Here is a 16877-nt window from a genome sequence, read left to right on the forward strand (position 1 = left end):
CTGCGGGTCATGGCCGGACGGGATCGCCGCAATCCGTTCGCGTGGCATCTTCCCGGCCACGTACGGTCTGCGCATGACCAGGACCACGCCGACCAGACCGGTCTCCGCGGAGGCCGTGTTCCCGGACCTGGCCCCCTACCGGGGCCGCACGACCCGACTGCACCCCAGGCCGGGACGGCCCGGCATGCGTGAGAGCCATGTCGGCGGTCCGATGCTGTGGCCGGACGTCGAGCCGTGGCCGGTCTGCCGCGAGCCCCACCAGCCCGAAAGCGAGGGGTACGTGCCGGACGAGATCCGCAGTGCCCGGGCCGCGGGCGTCTGGCCGCGGAGCCAGCCGTGGCCGGGCTCCGGAACGTCCGGGAAAGACGGCCCGGTGCCGTTCATAGGCCTCGCCCAGTTCTTCCGCCGGGACATCCCGGCTCTGGCGGCCGGGCCCGATGGTGCTGATCTGGCGCAGATCTTCCGCTGCCCGTTCAACCACGGTCCGTACCTGGAGCGCCGTTACCACCTGCGGTGGCGGCAGGCCGCAGAGACCGAGCGCGTGGAACGCTTCCTCGCCGCCCCGCCCGAAGTACCCATGCTGCGATGGGAGCACGAACTCCCCGCGCCGTGTGTCCTGCATCCCGAAGAGGTGGACACCTATCCCTGGGCGGAGGACGACACGCTGCCGACCTCTTTGATCGCCCGCATCGACGCGTGGGACGAAGCCCAGGCGGCGGAACACGGCCCTGAGGCCCCCAGCTACCAGTTCGACCTGTCGATCCCGCCCGGCTGGCGGGTGGGCGGCTTTCCGAGCTGGGCGTCGACGGGCCCGATGGCCATCGGCTGCGAAGCCTGCGCGACCCCGATGCGGCTGCTGCTGACCGCCGACGGCTACGAGATGGACGCCGGCTCGCACAGCTGGACGCCCCTGGAAGACCGCGACCCGTCCCTACGGGGGAAGGCCTCGATCCAGGGCGGCCCGTCCGTTGCCCACCCCACCCGGCTTCGCTTCGGCCGGGACCGGGACCTGCACGTCTTCACCTGCCCGGCCGACCCCGGCCACCCGCCACAGTGGGTGCTCTCGTAGGGGATTCGGGGCTTGGGGGCTTGACCAGCGAGCCGCCGCGAGCTGCCCTGGCACGAGACACGCCGAACCCCGTTCCTGTCTCCCGCCGATATTTCCCGCAGCAGACTCTCGCGGTCGTTCCCAGAATCCGGCTTCTTGGCACGTCTGGCGGGCCTCTTCGCCTCAGGAGGTAGGCGGTGTGGAGCGGGAGTAGCGGTCCGCGAGTCGACGCAGGTGGGTGACCAGTTCCACGGGCTCGGTGACACGGAAGTCGAAGTCGAGCATGCCCAGATAGACCGCGAGGGTCTGCACTGTATCGGCGCCGGTGGTCATGACGCAGGTGTTGGCGTCGAGTGCCTCGACCGTGCCGACCGCAGGATTGATCTGCTCGATCACCGCCGCCGCCGGGGCGTGGACGGTAACCCGTGCGTGGTAGCGCCAGGCCGCGCCCGATACTCGTTGGGAGACGTACGCCGCAGCGTCGCCGCCGGGCAGTTCGCGCGGGGTGAAGCGCGGCCCGGTCGGGGTGCGGGGCTGGATTCGGTCGGCCCGGAAGGTCCGCCAGTCCTGGCGCTCGACGTCCCATGCCACCAGGTACCAGCGCTGTCCCCAGTTCACCGCCCGATATGGCTCCACGATGCGGCGGGTGGGCGAGCCGGCGTGGTCCAGGTAGTCGAAGCGCAGACGTTCCTGGTCGCGGCAGGCGGACGCCAGGGTGGTCAGTACCTCCGCGGTGACGGTCGGGGCCGGACGGTCGGCCGGCACGGCCACGGTGTACGACATGAGGGTCCGCACCCGGCGGCGCAGCCGGGAGGGCAGCACCTGCTCCAGCTTGGCGAGCGCCCGCAGGGAGATTTCCTCGGTGCCGGGGACGGTGCCCTGCGCGCTGGTACGCAGGGCGATCGTCACCGCGACGGCCTCCTCGTCGTCGAGGAGCAGCGGGGGCATCACCGCCCCGGCGCCCAGCCGGTAGCCACCGGTGGTTCCGCGTGTGGCGTCCACGGGGTAGCCGAGCTCGCGCAGTCGGTCGATGTCGTTGCGGACGGTGCGGCCGCTCACCCCGAGGCGCCCGGCCAGCTCTGATCCCGGCCAGGCCCTCGGGGTCTGCAGGAGGGAGAGCAGGCGCAGCAACCGTGCGGATGTATCAAGCATGAGGACAAGCCTGTCGTGCCATTAGGAACGTATCGTGCCTATATTGAGAATACTGTCGTACTCATGGAGAACAAGAGCAACACCGACGCCCGGATCCAGCCGTTCCGCATCGATGTCCCGCAGGCGGATCTCGACGACCTGCGGGAGCGGCTGGCACGTACCCGCTGGAGCGGCGAGATCCCCGGCGCCGGCTGGAGCCGGGGTGTGCCCACCGACTACCTCAAGGCCCTGGCCGCGTACTGGGCCGACGGTTTCGACTGGCGCAAGGCGGAGGCGGAGCTCAATGAGTTCCCGCAGTTCACCACCGAGATCGACGGCCAGAACATCCACTTCCTGCACGTCCGCTCGCAGAACCCTGCGGCCGTGCCGCTGCTCCTGCTGCATGACTGGCCCTGCTCGTTCGTGCAGTTCGTCGAGGTCATCCGGCCGCTGACGGAGGACTTCCACGTCGTTGTGACGTCCACGCCCGGCACTGGTTTCTCCGGTCCGCTCGGCGAGGCCGGTTGGAACACCGGCCGCATCGCCGGGGCGTTCGTCGAGCTGATGGGGCGGCTCGGCTACAGCACTTACGGCGTCCAGGGCACAGGTGGTGGAGCCTGGATCGCTGCCGAGATGGGGCGGCAGGCCCCAGACCTGGTCGTCGGCATTCACGTCAACGGCCTGGTCACCTTCCCCTCCGGGGATCCTGCCGAGTTCGAGGGGCTGACCACGTCCGAGCAGGAGCGGCTGGCGCGGCTGGAGGATTTCCAGCAGGACAAGATGGGCTTCAACGCCATCCAGTCCACTCGTCCGCAGACCCTCGCCTACGGACTGCATGACTCGCCGGTCGGTCAACTCGCTTGGATCGCGGAGAAGTTCAAGGAATGGACGGACCCCGCCGCCGAGCTCCCCGAGGATGCCGTGGGCCGCGACCGCCTGCTGACCAACGTCAGTGTCTACTGGTTCAGCGGCACGGCGGGCTCCTCGGCGAACTTGTACTACGAGGCGGGCCACGACCCGAGCGCCTGGGCCCCGAAGGCCCGTGGCACCGTCCCGACCGGCGTCGCCGTCGCCCTGCACACCGACATCGCCATCCGCCGCTTCGCCGAGCGAGACCACAACATCACCCACTGGACCGAGCTGGAGCGCGGCGGCAACTTCCTCTCACTGGAGCAGCCGGAGGCGTTCGTCGCCGACGTCCGCGCCTTCTTCGCCGCGCGCGGCGCCTGACACCTCAAGGTCGGTCAGCCTTGGCATCCGATGCGGTCACGGGGCGGCAGGCGGCAGATCATCCGGGCGCGTACGCGGATCGACCCATGATCACGGGGCGGGAGTCCGAGCTCCCGGTCCCGGCCGCCCTTCGACAACCAGGAGCCTGCATGCCGGTCGAACTCGACTTCCCGGAATTTCCCTTCGAGGAGCCCCCCGGCTCGATCAATTGCCTGCAGAAGCCCTGGAATGGCGTCCTCGTCGTGGTGGACCACATACCGTTCACGACCGGCGACAAGGTCACTTTCGACGTCACGGTCTGCAGCGACACCTCCGGGCAGACCTTGGCCGCGAAGACCCAGGGTGTCGTGAGCGTCACCGCTGACACCACCTCCGTCAGTTACACCATCCCCTGGGTCGGTGTCCTGGACGCCGTCACCGAGGGCTCCATCACTGTCTTCTACACCCTCACCCCCGCCGACGGCAGCACGCCCTCGATCTCGCAGGAAGCCATGGTCCAGTACTCCCGCCAGCAACCCGGCGGCACCGTCTGCGGTCCGGACACCTGAGCCGCGTCGGGCAAGCCCTCGCGCCAGCGACCAGAGAAGCCCGCGTGGCCACCTGAGCGGGCGCCGGCGCTGCAGCAGCGTCGGCCAAACCTCGACGGCACCCGCTCAGTCGGACGCCCCTCAGCGAGCGCCTCGGGGCGGAGAGCTGAGGAGACGTTTCACCTCGGCCGGTCCCGCCCCAGCCGGCCGTCTCCACAGGGTGTGGCTTATCCACAGGCGTGCTTACCGGGTGCTTGCGAGGTGGGACGATCGTCGCCATTCCGACATGAAGGAGGGGCGGTTGATGTCTGCATCGGCGCTACTGAGGCTGGATGAGCAGTTGGACTCCGAGGACGCCGGCGCTGCGCTGGCGGCGGCTTGGGACGTCTTCGACATGATCACCAAACTCGCCCACAGCATCACCTTCGACGAAGGCAGCGACGAGCTGCAGGCGATGATCGTCTCGCAACAGTGCTCGGAAGGCCGCGACCGCCTTCCGCTGCCCGAGACAAGCCTGCTGGTCACGGCTCCGCCCCCGGAACCGGGGGCCGCCGGTCTCGCTCCGTACGTACGACTGCTGGAGCACGTCAGCGCCGTGCTGACGCGGCTGTCGGCCGGCGAGGTGGCGGACGCGGCATCGGCCCGGGCTCTGGTCGAGGTCGGGGAACTGGCGTCCGGTGCGGCCGTGGCCCTGTCCTTCGTTCGGGGGCAGTGAGGTGGCGACCCTCGGGGAGCTCTTCGACGTCGCGATCGCACACCTGCAGGAGGTGGCACAGACCCCGCTTGCCTCCGTCGCCTCCGATGAGCGTGCCGCTCTGGCCGACGAAGTCGACGGGCTGCTGTTACAGATGCAGAAGGGTCTTGGTCCCAGGGCGTACACCCCTACTCCGACGGCCGACGAAGACCAGCGGCGCCGACGGGAGCTGACCCAGGCGGAGCAGAACCTGGAGGACTGCCTGGGCGACGCGCGGAAGGCGCTGGGCACCGCTCGCCGGTACCTGGCCCCGCAGGCAGGGGAGGGCGGACCGGCCGGCGAACGGATCGCCTTGGCGGCGCAAGCCGTGGGCGCCGTACGCGACACGATCAGCAGCCATCTCGGTCCCGACCGGACCCCACTGACGCCGTACGCCTACCTGCTGCGGCGCCAGAAGGCGTTCGACTACCTCGCCCGGCGGTACTCAGAAGTCGCCTGGGAGGCAGGCCACGTTGTGCACCGGCTCTCCCAGGGTGCCGAGCATCCCGGCGCTGTCGACGCCTTCCAACAGGCCAGGACATCACTCGACCACGCCTCCGTCTACGCGCAGGCGGCGACCCGCGACGCCGATCCCGACCTGGCCTCGCTCCCTGCGGCGCTACCCGTAGAACCGGTCCAAGCGGCGGCGACGGACGAAACCAGTGCCATCACCACCCGCCTCGCGGAGGACAGCGAGCGGCTCTCCCGCGCCGCGTACACCGCCCTGCACGACAGCGCGGAGCAGCGGCTCAGCGGCGCGGACCTCAAGCAGATCTCCTCCTGGAACGCGATGAGCCGGCTGCTCGCTGGGCGGACCCTGATGCACGTCGCCGGGGACATGACGGACGGCGCCGCAAAGGACGGTCTGAAGAGCGCTGCCATGGCGCTGCGAGAGTCTTCCAAGGCCTGGGACAAGGCCGCCGCAGCCTGGGGCAACGTCGTCGATACGGGCGATCCCCGGGAACACCCACCACTCCCGCCGCCGGGCTACGCGCAGGTCCGCCAGGGCAAAGCGGTGAAGATGCCGTCGACCGACCCCCATCCCGCGGTGGTGATCTCCCGTACGAGCACGGTGCGCCTGGGCCAGCTGCTGCTCGGCCCGCAGTGGACCCCCAAGCAGCCGCCGGGGCCTGGCAGGCCGGCCGCCGACATCGTCGCCGACGCCGGGGGAGCGGGAGCCCTCGCCGCGACCGCGTACCGGCTGTCGGCCACCGGCTGGCAGATGGCGGGCGCCGCCCCGTGGGTGGTCCGGCGCGCCGAGGCCGGCCTGGTGACCAACTCCGATGAACACAGGCCCCGGACTCCCGACAAGAACCGGTCCTTCTACCCCGTCCACTCCCGACAGATCGAGTCCCTGACAGGGGCCTACGCGGCGGTGATGGGCGCGGAGCAGAAGAGCGCCGCCGCGCTCCTGTCCGCCGCGCAGAGCGCGGGCACTCCGGTGCCGCGGGCGATGCTGGATGCTGCCGCCCACCAGTCGATCGCCCAGGAACAGAGGTGGGCCCCCACGCAGCCGGCACAGGCTCGGCAGCGGGCGCTGCCCCGGGCGGAGGTGCCCACCGACCTGGCGATCGGGCGCCGTCCGGGACTGCGGCAGTGAGCCCGCTCGCGGGCGTGGGCAGTTTGGTGTCCGGACCCGCGAGAATCACCTCGTGAGTACACCAACGCAGTCCCAACGGATCGTCGGACGCGGCGTCAGCACCCTTATCCCGCAGAGCGCCACCGCCCAGGCCATGGCCGCGCTCACCGGGCTGGAGACCGTGCCCGTGCACGTCGGACTCCTCCAGGCAGCCGCGCTCCTGCTGGAAGACGCCGCACGGACCGCTACCGACGAGCCGGCGAAGGCCGCCATGGCCAAGACGGCGGGGATGCTGCGGGCCGCCATGTAGCTGTCGGCAGGGGTGATCCCCGCCTGCGCGGGAAGCAGTCTTCCCACCGCACGCCCATCCACCGGCCCTTGGGTCATCCCCGCGTGCGTGGGGAGCAGACTTGCTGACCTGCGACTCTAGGTTGAGAGCAGCATGTTCTGAAGCACTTTCACCGAATCCGGCATATCTAGCATCTCCCGCAAGTCCGACGAGAAGTCCACCAGGGCCTGGAAGCCAGGGTAGACCGGTAAGGGGGCCGGCCCACAGGTCGTTGCCCCGCCGCCGGCCGGATGGCCAGGGCCTTGGGCTGTGTGCCGGGCCGCGGGAGGCGGGGAGCTAGGAAGCATTGCCCCGGACCGGCTACACCGCCGCCCGTGGGGTGCGGGTCGCTGCAGGCGGGGAAACCGCTACCCGGGGTGCCGGGGCCGCCGCCCTCTGCGCCGGGGTTGCCGTGCCGGGTAGCAGGGTGACTGCGAGCCGGGCCGCGTGCCGGTCAGTGGTCTGTGCCAGGGCCTGGAGGTCGCCGGGGGCGAAGCGGGCAGAGCCGACCGCTGCCGTGACGAGGGCCTTGGCCCGCTCGGCGACGTTGTCGTACGGGCCTACGGCCGGGCCCGGTCCGCTGTCATGCGGCGGCAACTGCTGCCAGGCGTCGCGGAACTCGGCCACCCTGCGGTGGTCGGAGGTGACCAGCTCCTGGCCCATGGGGCTGGCGATCCAGTCCTGGAAGTTCTTCGTCACCTCCTGGGCCGCCCGTACGGAGTCTTCGCGGGTGGCGTACGCCGTGGGGGGCTTTCGTTCGACGAGCTGAGGCATCGGCGCCTCAGCAGAGTCGGCGGTCTCCTTGGCGACCGGCTTCGCCGAGGGTGCCAGGCCGGGCTCGGCCCGGGCCGGGGCGTTGCTGTAGGTGAGGGTCGCATCGGAGAGCTTGAGCAAGGCGTCGGCGGCGGGGAGGTCGCCCTGGAGGCGGCGCGCCAGCGTCGACGCGGAGGACGAGATCGCCTCGCAGGCCCGGATGGACGCGGCCTTCCAGAAGCCCTGGAACCGGACGTCGGCCTTCAGGTTCTCCCAGTAGGGGCCGGCCTTCTCCTTCATCACGTCCCAGACGTGCCCCAGGGCGCCTCGGACGGTCTGGATCCGCTGCCACTCCGGGTGGTCCTTGAGCCTGTCGGCGTGGGTGTCGGCGCCGGCCAGAGCCGTTGCTACGCCCGCTCCCGCCTCCGGAGCCGTCGGCACGGCAACCGGAGGTTCGGCAGGCGGCGCAGGGCAGCCGCTCGCTTCGGAACTCCAGGGACACCGGCGGCCGGTGCGATCTCGGCTGCTGCCCGCGCATCGGGCCGCAGGACGGCCACGTCTTTGACTACGGCGGTCCGGATCTCGGCTGCGGGAACGGCGGGGACGAGGTCGTCCCAGGCTGCCATCGCCTCTTCGAACTCCGGGCAGTCGTTGCCCTCCGACAGCTCGGACGGGGCGAATCCCGCGGTGCTGCGCGATGCGAAGAGGACCGCGGGACCACGTCCAACCTTTCCATGGGGTGGCCGGGCTCCCCCCACAAGGGCATGGCACCCGTTCCGGTACGGGCGTCTGCGGCAGGGGTGGGGCCGGTTGCCTGGTCCGCTGGTGTTGCCATTGCGGGTATCTCCTCGGTGTCGTGTTGCGCCGCAACAGGCGGCGGCGGCAGGCAGTTGCTGTGCGGCGGGCCCTCTACAGCGGCGCGTTCAGTTCGGCTTCGCGGCGGCCGAGCTCGGCCGCCGCCGGATGGACCGCGGCGGCGCTCGTCGTGTCGGAGAGCCTCACGTACAGGTCGAAGGCCTCGGCGCTGTCGGCCGGCGGCGGGACGAGGAGCGGCGGCGGCTGGTGGGTGCCGGCCGCGCAGGCGGCGAGCTGCAAGCGGGGGATGAAGGCGTGGAGGGTGTTGATCCAGTCGGCTTCGGCGAGCTCGCGGCCGGGTTCTTCCTCTCCGGCGTACGTGCGCATCCAGCCGGCGTAGAGGGCGGTGAGGTGTTCGAGGACGGCGGAGTGCCGGTACCAGCAGTGCGTGATCGTGTTGTGGAGCTCGAACGCGGTCCGGAGCCAGTCCACCCAGCAGCCCAGCTCGCGCATCCGCATCTGCCGCTCCTGGGGTTCCATGGCCACCCACACCCAGCGTTGCGGCTCCGCCTTCTTCGCGGCGGCGGCTCCGGGTGGTGTCGGCCAGAGATCTGCCGGGTTCAGCGGGTCGGGCACGGATACCTCCTGGGCTCGGTCATCGTCGGCTCCCTACTTCTTGGCGGGGGCGGCGGCCTTGGGGTCCGCGAGGAGCTTCTTGAGGTCCTTGTCGCGGAAGGTGAGGCGCATCTTGACCTTGATCGGCGGCAGGTTGGTGTACTGGGCGATCGCGGTGAAGTCGGGGAGTTGCTGGAGGGAGTGGACCGGGGCGAGGTCGGTCTCGTTGGCCTGGGTGTTGGTGGAGCGCTCGCCGCGGGAGCGGCCGTGGCTGGTCTTCATGACCTCGGTGCGCCCGTACAGCCCGGAGAAGTAGCGCAGGGTCTCCAGGTCGCCGCAGCCGGGCAGGAGCATCCGCAGGCCGCTCGCCGACAGGACGGTGTTGGCCTTCTGGACGCCGAGGGATTCCCGGAGCTGGGAGAGGTCGTGCCAGACCGTCAGCATGGCGATGCCCATGCCGCGGCCGGTGGTGAGGATGGCGGGCAGGCGGGGGTAGCGGAGCATGTTGCCGGCCTCGTCGATGAGGAAGCCGACCGCCGGATCGATGGCCTTGCCCGTGGAGTTGTAGCGGGACTCCGCCGCGTGGATCGCGCCGGCGATCAGGGAACTGATTAGGGGTGCGAAGCGGTCGGCGTCGGCCTCGGAGGCGATGACGCAGATGGTGCCGCGCTTGTCGAGCCATTCCTCGAAGGTGAAGTCGGAGCGGGCGCAGGTCTCGCGGACCTCTTCGTCGGCGAAGACGCGGGCCAGGACGTTGAGGCTGAACTGAATGGAGCCGATGCCGTCCTCGTGCAGGCGTAGCCAGGGGGAGGCGTAGTCCTCGGCGACGTCGGTGAAGCCGTGCGCGAGGAGGACGGCGCGGACGTGGTCGACGGCGTCCTTGCCGAGCGAGATCCAGCGGCGCAGGTCGGAGATCCCGCCGCCGGAGAGGTGGGCGGCCAGGAGGATGCCCTTGAGGACGCTCTTGGCCTGGTCGATCCAGGGCGCGGCCCGCTTGTCGCCGCCGGAGGCCGAGGCCTCGGCGAGCCAGGAGGCCATCCGGTCGGCGGCCTTGGCGTCGGTGCAGTACGCGACGGGGGACCAGCGGTCGCTGTCCCGGCCGGGTATGCCGGCCGGGGCGATGACCCAGATCGGGGGCCGTGCGGATCCGGCTGCGAGCCCAGGATCGGACCAGTCTTCGGTGGGTACGCCGATGGCGCCGCGGCGGTTGTAGATGACGTCGAGGTCGGCGGCCTTCGTCGTGGTCACGACCAGGGGGCCCTGCCACTCCGCGGCGTTCGGCAGGACCAGGCCGGTGGTCTTGGAGGAGCCGGGTACGCCGAACACCGTCGCCGAGATGTTGGGCTGGGCGGCGACGATGTTCTTGGTGCGCAGGCCGCGGCCTGCGGTGATGCGGTTGACCCTCTTGGTCGGGTCGTTGGCGGCGTACATCTTCCGCTCGACCTTCGGGCCGCCCCACTGGGCTCCGCCGGCAGCCCCGCCGAAGGACAGGGTGCTGGAGATCTTGACGATCACGGCGCCCAAGACGAGGACGAAGAACGCCGTGAGCCCGTAGAACAGCCAGGAGGGCGGGGCGGGCCGGTAGACGGAGCCCGGGCCTTTGACGAGGGCCGACAGCACGGTGGAGGGAACGCTGTCCGTACTGCCGACCCAGCCGTTGCCGGACAGGAGTCCGGCGAGCGGCCCGGCCAGCAGGACCGAGCTGCCGATGGTGACGACCAGGCCGGCGCCGTACGCGGCGAGCAGCGTGTTGTCGTCCAGCCCGGCGGCGGACGGGCCGGTGCGCTCGGACACGTCATGCACCTACTGTCTTGGGTTCGCTGCGTTGAGGCGTGCCCTGCTGGACCGGGCAACGGTCTTGAAGGGTGTTGCGTCTGAGGGGGTATGAGCCGGTCCTGCGCAGGGCTGGATCTGTTGAGGGGGGATCCGTGGAAAAGGACGTGGAGCGGGAGCACCAGGCGGATGCGGCGCCGAACGCGTACGAGCGGGTCCTCGCGGAGGACCGGAGGGTGGTGCGCGAGGCACTGCGTACCAGCCGCGGCGGGGCGCACTTCGGCTTGGTGCTGACGGTCTTGGCACTCGGTGCGGTCGGGTACTTCGAGGGCCCGAAATGGCCGTTGATCATCGGCGGCGTGTTCGCGGTCTGGTTCGCGCTGGCTTTCGTCATCGTCCGCCAACGCGGCGGGCGGGGCTGGAGGGCGATCGAGCGTGCGTACATCGCGACCTTCGGCTGGGCCGGGTGGCTCTGACCTGACCGGTGTCGGGCCTGGCGGTCACTCGTGCACACGACGACCCACACCTGCCCGGCCGGCGAGCCCTCGGTTCCCCAACCGGCGGCCCGACACAGGCTCTCCAGCAAGCTGATCCCGTGGGTTCCGCACGCTCGACACTTCAGGAATGACGAACCCACGGGCTTAGATCACCATCTTCTCGTCGGTCTCGAACAGTCGTTGCTCCGTTCGGGAGAGCATCAGCTGGACGGCGTGCGAGCCGCCCCCACGCCCGACCTTCCACAGCGCGCGGCCGCGCTGGCCGGCGCCCCAGGAGCCGATGAGGTCGCATTCGGAGTCGGTGAGGCCGATGGCCTCGCGGGTGATCTGGAGCGGCCGGGTGTCCTGGGCGAGGCTGATGCGGGTTTCGCAGGAGGCGATCAGGTCGCGGGCGATGGCGACGGCCTCGGAGCCGGCCGCGCCGACGGACTCGAAGTCGCTGAGCCGGTGGGTGGCCAGGACCTGGATGGTGCCGGTCGCCCTGCTGAGCCTGAGGTCCGCGTCGATCTTCTTGACCATGGTGGCGCCGCCGGAGCGCATCTGCCGCCACAGCTCGTCGCGTACGACGATCCACGGCTTCTGCCCCGGCTGGTCGATGGCCGACTGCGCCCAGCTGCTGACGCAGGACAGGACCATGGCAACCGTCTCGTCGCCGTACTCCTGCAGCGCGGAGATGTCGACGGACTGGATGGGGGCCTCCCAGTCCAGGTCGATGGAGGTGGCCTCGTCGAAGAGGCCGCCGAGGTGGCCGGTGACCATGCCGCCGAGCGCCGAGCGAATGGAGGCCATCTGTTCCCGGGCCCGCTGGATGTCGCCGTCGCGGATGCGGAGCTCGCGGGCCATCGCGTCGGTGGGGTCGCGCAGGCGGTCGTAGACGAGGGGGAGGGTGGGCACGGCGAAGCGGGTGGCGCCCGTGCCGTGGAGCTCGCCCGTGACCTCGCGCACCGCGACGTCGAGGGCTTCTTCCTCCTGGGGCTGCAGGGTGCGGCGGAGCTGGAGTTCGAGGAGCGCCTTGAGCAGGGTGAGGCGGCGGCGGTGGATCTCGGTGAGGCGGCCCTTCAGCTCGGCCGGGTCCTTGATGAGGTCCAGGCCGGCGCCGAGCGGGCCCGCGTCCAGGGGGTTGAGGCGACCGGGCAGTCCGGGACCCAGGCGTACGGGTTCCACCCCGAGGTGACGGCACATCGCCTGGTACTCGCCTTTGACGTCCCCGGCGATCAGCGTTCGGTGGCCGAACGCCATCAGGCGCAGGGAGAGCGCCTTGATGTGCGCGCTCTTACCCGAGCCGGGGATCCCGGTCACCATCACGTTGGGGTTGGTGCACAGCCCTTCCTTCACCCAGACCGCGGGGTGGGCGCTGAAGGCCTCCGTGGTCAGGACGTTGCGGCCGATGTACGCGCCGATCGGCGGCAGGCTCGCGGCGTGCAGGAACGGGTACATCCCGGCGGCGTTCGCGGTGTCCGCGCGGACGACCTCGGTACGGGGCGCGGAGGCGGCCCGGCCCGCGAAGGGCTGGGTCCACCCCTTCTTCGGGGCGACCCGCATCGAGGTCTCGGGGTCTTCGAGGAGGCGGGCACGCCGCTCTTCCCGGGCGGTCCGCTGCTGCGGGAGCGCTACGGGCGGGCGGTCGGCGATGCCTGCGGCCTCGTCGATGCCGATGGCTTCGAGGAGGGTGTCGCCGGCGGGGCGGCGGGAGAAGAGGCCCATCAGAATCCCATCCGGCGGTCGGGCAGGCCCTGGCCGAGGGGGAGGGCGCCGGTGGCGAAGCCGGTGTCCTGGGCGCCCCACATGCGGCGTACTTCCAGCCCGGAGGCTGCGGCGTCGGCCTGGAGTTCGGCGCAGGCGGTCTCCAGCTCGTCGAGTTCGGTGACGGTGACGGTGAGGACGGCCGTCATCCGCAGGACGCCCTGCCCGGAGGCGCGGGCGACGTCCTGCTGGCGGGAGATGGCCTCCTCGCGGCGCTCGTCCTCGCTCTCGTCGCGGCCCGACTTGGCGCGCAGGTGGCGGGCGGAGCTGCGCTTGGCCTTGTCGCGGGCCAGTTCCTGGCGGGCCCGGCGGGGGCCGATCGGCTCGTAGAGGAGCGTCATCGCGCGGCGGGCATTCTGCCGCGGGCGCATCAGCGGCTGCAGGATGGTCGCGTACACGGCGGCCTGCGGCCAGGTGCGGACCTGGTAGGAGACGGACCAGGCGCCGTCGTGCCGGTAGATGCCCCACGCGGTCTCGGTGGCCGCCGGGCCGGCGAGGTCCACGTCGACGCCGGGCGCGGTGCCCGTCCAGCCGGGTGCCTGGGCGGCGGCGCCCCGGGTGGCGAGCATCTGCTGGGCCTCGGGGTCGTACGCGGTGCGCACGGTCGCCGCGACCTTGCGGGGCGGGAGCCACTCGACGACCTGCAGGCTCGCGGTGGACAGGGCCTGGCCCATGGCGTGCAGTTCTCGTACGAGGACGGCCGCGGCCCCGATCTGTCCGCCGCCGGCACCCTTGATGGCCAGGCGGGCCCGGGCCGAGGACATGGTCACCGTCAGGTAGGTCTCGCGGGTGGCCGCGGCGGGTCCGGCGCCGTCCATCAGCTCGGTGAGCGCGGTCACCGCGGCGGCCGGGGCGTCCGGGGTGACGTGCCGGGCGGTCCAGGAGGCCAGGGCGGCGCCGTCGTCGGGCAGGCAGCGCTGGTGCACGGCGATGCGGGTGACGGGGGAGTCCTCGGTGCAGTAGGAGCGCAGGAACTGCGCCCAGGACGCGACCCGGGCGGTCTGCTTGTCGGTGTCGACGAGGGCCAGGCCGGGGAAGGAGATGCGGGCGATGGCGCTGTAGGTGCCGGCCACCGGGTCGTGGACGACACCGAGCTGGCCGCCGAGTCCGTCGGGGGCTTCCAGGATCCGCAGGCGGGCCAGGATGCCGGGGAGGTCCATGGGTTGCCGCCCGGTCTTGGCGGAGCGGGGCGCGAAGGCGCCGGAGAAGAAGAGGTTGCGCTGGGTGGCCACGGAGATCTGGTGCCTTACTGCGAGAGAGATCCATTCGTCGGCGCTGAGCCCTGAGACCCGCCCGAAGGCGAGCGCGAGCAGCAGCAGGGCGAGCGGTACGCACACGAACGCGGCCTGCCAGCCGACGTTGAACGGCAGGAGCGCGAGGAGGGAGGCGGCGGCGACCATCGCGAAGCCGGGGCCGGAGAGGCGGCCCATGAAGCCGGTGGTCTCCGACTGCCAGCCTCCGTAGGAAACGGGCTGTGACATCTCATCCCTCATTTCGCGGTACCGGTGCCGGTGCCGGGCCGGTTGGCGTCTCCGCCGACGTCGCGCCGGAGGCGGGAGCACCGACCAGTGCGGGCGCCGGTCCCTCGGAACGGCGCGGGGCGATCACGACGTGGCGGCCGCCACCAGCGCCTTGGCCCAGGCCGGCGTGTGCGGCCGTACTACCGAGCCCCGACTCCAAGGAGTCCTTGCCGGCCGCCACCACTTGAAGGCCGAACGCGGCGACGCCCAGCGCCTTGCCGCCGAACCGGGCCGCCGACTTGGCAGCTCCACCACCGCTGGAGCCGCTCCCGGCCGCGGAAGCCGTCGAGGGGACGGAGGAGGAGTTCTCGGACTCAAGGGCCTTGGTGTAGCCGGACCCGCCGACTGCGCCGGCGCCGCCGGGTTCGAGCCGTGCTCCGCCGGAGGACGAGGAGGCGGAGGAGCCGGCCGAGCTGAGCCAGCCGGAGACCATGGCGCCGCCCTCGCCGTTGGTGGTGAAGGTGATGAACTTCGCGAGCGCGGGCCAGCAGAAGCAGGCCGCGAGGAACATCACGAAGCCGACGAGCATGTTCTGCACACCGTTGCCCTCGGTCATCGCGAAGAGGCCGATGGAGAAGACGCCGACAATCGCGGGCTTCATCAGGACGAGGGAGATGAAGGCGTTGCGGGCCTTGGGCCACCACTCGGCCGTGCTGTCGGAGAGCTGACCGGCCAGGGTGATGGGCATCGTCGCAATGATGATCATGATGCCGACCTGGCGCAGGAGCATCTCCACCCACAGGGCGGCGATCGCCAGGATGCAGACGATGCCCATAACGATGACGACGCCGACCGCGGAGGTGGCCACCGTCTCGCCGGAGATGAGGGCGCCGCCGACGGTCGCGGCGCCGCCGCCTCCGGTGATCAGGCCGCCGAAGAGTGCACCGAGCTGGCGCTGCATGGCCTCGGACGCGGTGCCGCTGCCTCCGCCGCTGAAGGTCTTGTCGATGATCCAGGTCGACAAAGCATCCGACCACTCCAGGGCCGTCTGCGCGACGACCCAGTAGACGGAGGAGATGACGGCCCATTTGGCCAGGCCTACCAGTGCGGTTGCCGCCGGCGCCCCGTTCTGGCTGACCGCCACCTTCCCGAACTGGATCAGCATGAGGAACACCGCGAGGACCACGGACAGCGAGGTCATCATCAGGGTGAACTTCGCGATGCCTGTGTCGTCGAGCTTGATGGAGGAGAAGTCGTTGAAGAGCGTCGCGAACTCCGACAGCAGCCAGACCACGCTCTTGCCGATGTAGGACGCGGCCTCCTTGAGCGCGTTGGAGGCGAACTCGGAGAACTTGCCCGCGACCCAGTCCAGCGGCCCCTTGGCGGGCGGCGGGTACTTCGCCTCGCCTTCGAGCCGGCACACGGAGAACGGGCGGTTGTCCTTGACCACGCAGTCGGTGAGGTACTGGTTGAGCTTCTCGTAGTTCTTCCACTGCTTGTCGGGGAAGTTCTTGCGCCACTCCTCCAGTCGCCGCATCTCGGCTTCCCGCTGCTCTTCGTCTGAGCACTCGGCCGCGCCGTTCCCGTCCGCACCCTCACAGGGGATCGTCCGGCCGGGAATCCGTGGATCGCCCGGCCCGGGCAGGTGGCACAGCTGACGGTCGTCGATCTGGTCGAACAGGCAGTACTTCCCCTTCGGGGTGAGCCCGATGGTCCACTGCTCCCACTCTTTGGGGATCGGGTCGGGCGGTCCGACCGTGGAGTAGTGGTCTTTGTTGTCCTCCGCGACCGCGATGGACAAGCCGGCGCCAACGCTCAGGAAGGAGAGCAGGGCGCACAGCAGGACGAGGGCGCGCGCGGTGCGCTGTAAGCGGTCAGTCGGCATGGCGTACCTGGACCCAGCCGTCGTCCCAGGCGTACGTGCTGGTGGGCTCGTAGGCGACCGGGAAGGTGCGCAGCGAGTCGTACGCGTCGGTGAACTTCCAGGCACCGTCCTGCCACTTCACGATGAAGTCGACCATGTCCCCGCGCAGCGGGTTCTCGTCGCGGCCCCCTTTGGGGCCGGTGGCGAAGCGGTCGTAGGAGACCCACACCTGCATGACGTCGCCCACCGGCAAGCCGGGGGCCTGGACGGTGGTGCCCCGAACGGCGTTGACGGCGGTGGTGAAGTTGATGTCGGCTGAGATCCCGCCGGACGGGGGCAGGCCGAGGGCCTCGCGCATGGCGCGGATCTCGGAGACTCGTTTGTCCGCGTACCTGGGGGAGTCCGTGGAGGCCACAGCCTTGAGCTGCTGGGCGGCCTTCTCGTCGTCGAGCCAGGCGTACTCCTCCCAGAAATAGACGACGGCCGAGAGCCCGCCACTGGGGGAGCCCGGGAAGCCGGTGGACACGCCGTCCTTCTGCCCGGTGGGCTTGCGCAGTGTGATCTTGTGGCCCTTCTCAGGGGTCATCGGCCCGGCCGCTGCATAGCCCGTGCCCGTCGGCGCGGGCGCGGGGATGCTCACGGCTGGGGTCGCCCCGGCCTGCGGCTCGCCCTTGTCGTCTCCTCGCATCAAGTTGGCCGCGGTGAAGCCGCCAGCAACCAGCAGCGCGGCCACCGCGACGACGATGGCGGCGAGCACGAATCGGGCTCTGCGGGCCTTGAGCCCGTTCGACGAGTCCACGC

Annotated in this window: 15 protein-coding genes; 7 read left to right on the top strand and 8 right to left on the bottom strand. The window is 70.8% G+C overall.

Annotated features, from left to right (window positions below):
• Nucleotides 1–73: 73 nt before the first annotated feature.
• Entirely contained in the window at nucleotides 74–1069 is a 996-nt protein-coding gene (locus OG276_RS38360) for a hypothetical protein (protein ID WP_266914020.1), read from the top strand.
• A 162-nt stretch (nucleotides 1070–1231) separates the two neighbouring features.
• Here OG276_RS38360 and OG276_RS38365 read toward each other — a convergent pair whose 3' ends face one another.
• The gene (locus tag OG276_RS38365) at nucleotides 1232–2200 is read right to left on the bottom strand and encodes a YafY family protein (protein WP_266914021.1); all 969 of its coding nucleotides are present in this window, start codon (nucleotides 2198–2200) and stop codon (nucleotides 1232–1234) included.
• 63 nt (nucleotides 2201–2263) lie between these two features.
• On the opposite strand from OG276_RS38365, the gene OG276_RS38370 reads away from it, so the two are divergent.
• The 5 genes from OG276_RS38370 to OG276_RS38390 all read left to right on the top strand — a co-directional run bounded on the left by OG276_RS38370 (nucleotide 2264) and on the right by OG276_RS38390 (nucleotide 6558).
• The gene (locus OG276_RS38370) at nucleotides 2264–3409 is read left to right on the top strand and encodes an epoxide hydrolase family protein (protein WP_266914022.1); all 1146 of its coding nucleotides are present in this window, start codon (nucleotides 2264–2266) and stop codon (nucleotides 3407–3409) included.
• Nucleotides 3410–3558: 149 nt separating this feature from the next.
• Nucleotides 3559–3957, top strand: coding sequence for a hypothetical protein (locus OG276_RS38375; protein WP_266914023.1), 399 nt, complete (start codon nucleotides 3559–3561; stop codon nucleotides 3955–3957).
• A gap of 283 nt (nucleotides 3958–4240) precedes the next feature.
• On the top strand, nucleotides 4241–4651 hold the full coding sequence (locus OG276_RS38380) for a hypothetical protein (RefSeq protein ID WP_266914024.1): 411 nt from the start codon (nucleotides 4241–4243) through the stop codon (nucleotides 4649–4651).
• Between the two features lies 1 nt (nucleotide 4652).
• Nucleotides 4653–6269, top strand: a complete 1617-nt coding sequence (locus tag OG276_RS38385) for a hypothetical protein (RefSeq protein WP_266914025.1) — start codon at nucleotides 4653–4655, stop codon at nucleotides 6267–6269.
• Between the two features lie 52 nt (nucleotides 6270–6321).
• Nucleotides 6322–6558 (top strand): hypothetical protein, encoded by a 237-nt coding sequence (locus tag OG276_RS38390; protein ID WP_266914027.1) that lies wholly within the window; start codon nucleotides 6322–6324, stop codon nucleotides 6556–6558.
• Between the two features lie 339 nt (nucleotides 6559–6897).
• Here OG276_RS38390 and OG276_RS38395 read toward each other — a convergent pair whose 3' ends face one another.
• The 3 genes from OG276_RS38395 to OG276_RS38405 all read right to left on the bottom strand — a co-directional run bounded on the left by OG276_RS38395 (nucleotide 6898) and on the right by OG276_RS38405 (nucleotide 10533).
• Nucleotides 6898–7770, bottom strand: a complete 873-nt coding sequence (locus OG276_RS38395) for a hypothetical protein (protein WP_266914029.1) — start codon at nucleotides 7768–7770, stop codon at nucleotides 6898–6900.
• 468 nt (nucleotides 7771–8238) lie between these two features.
• Complete coding sequence (locus OG276_RS38400; RefSeq protein ID WP_266914031.1) at nucleotides 8239–8760, bottom strand: hypothetical protein; 522 nt, start codon at nucleotides 8758–8760, stop codon at nucleotides 8239–8241.
• 33 nt (nucleotides 8761–8793) lie between these two features.
• On the bottom strand, nucleotides 8794–10533 hold the full coding sequence (locus OG276_RS38405) for a type IV secretory system conjugative DNA transfer family protein (protein ID WP_266914033.1): 1740 nt from the start codon (nucleotides 10531–10533) through the stop codon (nucleotides 8794–8796).
• Between the two features lie 134 nt (nucleotides 10534–10667).
• On the opposite strand from OG276_RS38405, the gene OG276_RS38410 reads away from it, so the two are divergent.
• On the top strand, nucleotides 10668–10988 hold the full coding sequence (locus OG276_RS38410) for a hypothetical protein (RefSeq protein WP_266914035.1): 321 nt from the start codon (nucleotides 10668–10670) through the stop codon (nucleotides 10986–10988).
• A 165-nt stretch (nucleotides 10989–11153) separates the two neighbouring features.
• On the opposite strand, the gene OG276_RS38415 is transcribed toward OG276_RS38410, so the two are convergent.
• Genes OG276_RS38415 through OG276_RS38430 form a run of 4 tightly spaced genes read right to left on the bottom strand, consistent with a single transcriptional unit; the run spans nucleotide 11154 to nucleotide 16875 of the window.
• Complete coding sequence (locus tag OG276_RS38415; RefSeq protein ID WP_266914037.1) at nucleotides 11154–12713, bottom strand: type VI secretion protein; 1560 nt, start codon at nucleotides 12711–12713, stop codon at nucleotides 11154–11156.
• Entirely contained in the window at nucleotides 12713–14233 is a 1521-nt protein-coding gene (locus OG276_RS38420) for an SCO6880 family protein (RefSeq protein WP_266914039.1), read from the bottom strand. Before OG276_RS38420 ends, OG276_RS38415 begins: the two co-directional genes overlap by 1 nt.
• Nucleotide 14234: 1 nt before the next feature.
• On the bottom strand, nucleotides 14235–16097 hold the full coding sequence (locus tag OG276_RS38425) for a hypothetical protein (RefSeq protein ID WP_266914041.1): 1863 nt from the start codon (nucleotides 16095–16097) through the stop codon (nucleotides 14235–14237).
• The gene (locus OG276_RS38430; RefSeq protein ID WP_266914043.1) at nucleotides 16087–16875 is read right to left on the bottom strand and encodes a hypothetical protein; all 789 of its coding nucleotides are present in this window, start codon (nucleotides 16873–16875) and stop codon (nucleotides 16087–16089) included. Before OG276_RS38430 ends, OG276_RS38425 begins: the two co-directional genes overlap by 11 nt.
• Nucleotides 16876–16877 lie beyond the last annotated feature (2 nt).

The sequence above is a fragment of the Streptomyces sp. NBC_00086 genome (assembly GCF_026343255.1).
Classification (GTDB): Bacteria; Actinomycetota; Actinomycetes; order Streptomycetales; family Streptomycetaceae; genus Streptomyces.

What these genes read in the sequence shown, in the direction of transcription:
- OG276_RS38420 (WP_266914039.1), bottom strand. Translation starts at nt 14,233, where the DNA reads ATGTCACAGCCCGTTTCCTACGGAGGCTGGCAGTCGGAGACCACCGGC.
- OG276_RS38375 (WP_266914023.1), top strand. Translation starts at nt 3,559, where the DNA reads ATGCCGGTCGAACTCGACTTCCCGGAATTTCCCTTCGAGGAGCCCCCC.
- OG276_RS38360 (WP_266914020.1), top strand. Translation starts at nt 74, where the DNA reads ATGACCAGGACCACGCCGACCAGACCGGTCTCCGCGGAGGCCGTGTTC.
- OG276_RS38380 (WP_266914024.1), top strand. Translation starts at nt 4,241, where the DNA reads ATGTCTGCATCGGCGCTACTGAGGCTGGATGAGCAGTTGGACTCCGAG.
- OG276_RS38425 (WP_266914041.1), bottom strand. Translation starts at nt 16,097, where the DNA reads ATGCCGACTGACCGCTTACAGCGCACCGCGCGCGCCCTCGTCCTGCTG.
- OG276_RS38365 (WP_266914021.1), bottom strand. Translation starts at nt 2,200, where the DNA reads ATGCTTGATACATCCGCACGGTTGCTGCGCCTGCTCTCCCTCCTGCAG.
- OG276_RS38415 (WP_266914037.1), bottom strand. Translation starts at nt 12,713, where the DNA reads ATGGGCCTCTTCTCCCGCCGCCCCGCCGGCGACACCCTCCTCGAAGCC.
- OG276_RS38370 (WP_266914022.1), top strand. Translation starts at nt 2,264, where the DNA reads ATGGAGAACAAGAGCAACACCGACGCCCGGATCCAGCCGTTCCGCATC.